Source organism: Kordia sp., assembly GCF_045105435.1.
Classification (GTDB): domain Bacteria; phylum Bacteroidota; class Bacteroidia; order Flavobacteriales; family Flavobacteriaceae; genus Kordia.
Window position 1 is genome coordinate 1 of record NZ_JBGCDL010000375.1, and the last position, 2,612, is coordinate 2,612.

The following is a 2,612-nucleotide window of genomic DNA, read 5'->3' on the forward strand; positions in this document are numbered from 1 at the left end:
ACATTGCTATTTGCAGGAAATCAACTGTTGATAAACTCATTCAAGAATATAAAAAACGTACTATTACGATTATAGGTTTTTCACTTGGAAATACAATGACATCTTTTGTGAACGATTTTATTGAAGCACCTACCTATTACACCTCTAATGCACTATTTACCAAAGAAGACGATAATATTACAGGAATTTCATTGGTAGATGATATTCCAAAACAATCGTATGTAGTAAATGGTTTGGAAGTAAAAAACACGCAATTATTAAACTTTGCAGGCGCATTATCATACATCTTACAATCAAAAAATACGGTTTCTAATTTTGAAGAAACGGAAATGGAATTGGTAGTAGACTTTCGTCAGAAACGTTTCTTTAGTCAATTTCTCATATTCGGATTGAGCTTTATATTATTGATGTTACTGTTGAATTTTTTCATGTTCAATTCCTATTACGAATCTGTTGAAAACATGAAACAAACGGCGGCTGTAAACGGTTCGCAAAAAGCAAAACTGCTTACGCTAAAAACGACGGTTGATGAGAAACAAAAAATGGTGGATGATGTTTTAAAAAATGCAGCTTCCAGAAGTTCCTATTATATTGATGCGATTGCAAATTCGCTTCCAAATACCATTCAGTTGGAAACATTGAACTATCAACCGATTACCAAAAAAATTAAAAAAAATAAGGCAATTCAGTTGCAGGAAAACAGCATTGTAATTTCTGGAATATCAACTGATAGTAAGTTCTTTTTCAATTGGATTCAAGAGTTGGAAAGTTTCGATTGGATTGTAAAAGTAACACCTGTAAACTACGGTTCGCAATCAAAAACGGTTTCAGAATTCACTCTAAAAATAGACATGTCTGATGCGAACTAATTTAAAAAATAAATTGCTTGTCGGAGGATTTATAATCCTGGTTTTCTTGTGCTATAAATTCGCAATCGCTAATACATTCGCTTTAAAATCGGAACATACAAAACTAGTTAAAGAGCAAAAAATATTTCAAAATACACCAAAACAAATCGCGTTACTCAAGAAAAAAGAACAATACTACGATTCGCTCTTAACTAAATACAAAATTGGTGGAACTTCATTGCAAAACAATTTACTCAATACAGTCACATCATTTTCAAAAAAGCATGATTTAAAAGTAGTAGACTTTTTAGAACCACATGTATTCAGTGAAAAATCACTTATCATTAATACCTATTCATTCACGGTAGAAGGACACTTTAACAACATTCTACAGCTCATTTACACACTAGAACAACGCACCAAATATGGTGAAGTCATTAGTGTATCGTATGAAAAAAAGAAAAATTACCGCACAGGAAAATCATACTTACAAGCTAAGGTTGTGCTTCAAAGTTTTGGATAGCTTTTCATGCTATTAATGGCCATAGATAGCTCAAGGACATTATAACGTTGCAACTACAGAATAGCATAAAGGATTTACTCTTTTAAGCAGGAATAAAACAGCATTTTTGCAGACTAGTTGCTACTTCTAAAAAAGAGAAAAAAACCATTTTTTGAAAAATTTCAACGTCAAGTTTTTTTCAATAATCAAATTAAGAGACAGTCATGAATATGAAAATCACATACTTCTTATATGTAATTGTATTTACATCTTTAAGTGCAAACGCTACAAGTTTTAAAGACTTTGTAGACATTAGGGCAACAGGTGCAAATCTTAGTAATGAGGACAATTCTTTAGCAATTGAAAGAGCGCTAACAATTGCCTTTAAGCGCAATATTCGTTGTTACATTCCTTCGGGAACATGGCGAATTAAGCAACCAATTAATATTCAACGCGCTTTACGCAATTCAGAATTAACCAAAGAAGAACTATTTAAAAATTCCCTGTTTATTTATGGGGAATCGAGTTTATCTATCATTCAAAATAATGGAACAGATGCCACCTTTATTTTTAAAAATTCATACGCACAAGCGAATGATAATCTCATAAAAATCAATCAATTTACTTTTGATGGAATTACTATTCTAGGAAATCAAAATTCAACTGACGGTATACACTTTACAGGTTTTGCTCAAAACTTTCTTTTTGAAAATATTACTGTTAGCAAAAACGGCGGACATGGTATTTATTTGGAGAATTGCAATCATATCTATTTAAAAAATATCAAAGCTAGTTTCAATGGATTCAAAGGTATTCCAGAAAAATATCATGCCGGACTATACATAAAGAATGCTAATAATGTATCGATTTCACATCTAAAAACAACAAGTAACTATGATGGACTTTCCATCAATAACTGTCGTGGCGTAAGTGTAACAGGTGCAACCATTGAAAATAATTACAGACACGGAATACATGTATTAGGTGTTAAAGGCGCTGCGTTATTTGGTAATTACATCGTAAACAACAATACGAGTGCTCAAAACATGTTTGGTCACGGAATTTACATTGACACATCAATCGATACAAAAGAAAACTTCACTTCAGGAATCGTATGCTCAGGCAATTTTATATCAGCAGGAGCACAAAAACTGCTCTATGCAATATATATAAAAGAAGGAAGATTCATAAAAATTACAGGAAATCACTTTGAATATTACACAGCCGAGACACCCATTTTTGTCAGTGCTTTTTGTGATCAA

Annotated in this window: 3 protein-coding genes; all 3 read left to right on the forward strand. The window is 32.0% G+C overall.

Annotated elements, in window-relative coordinates; translation table 11 throughout:
* Positions 1 to 869: hypothetical protein (locus AB8B65_RS19060; RefSeq protein WP_405302874.1), on the forward strand; the 869-nt coding region annotated here is incomplete at its 5' end.
* A gap of 46 nt (positions 870 to 915) precedes the next feature.
* The gene (locus AB8B65_RS19065) at positions 916 to 1,371 is read left to right on the forward strand and encodes a hypothetical protein (protein WP_405302875.1); all 456 of its coding nucleotides are present in this window, start codon (positions 916 to 918) and stop codon (positions 1,369 to 1,371) included.
* Between the two features lie 209 nt (positions 1,372 to 1,580).
* Positions 1,581 to 2,612, forward strand: a 1,032-nt coding sequence (locus AB8B65_RS19070; protein WP_405302876.1) for a right-handed parallel beta-helix repeat-containing protein, incomplete at its 3' end; no start/stop codon positions are given.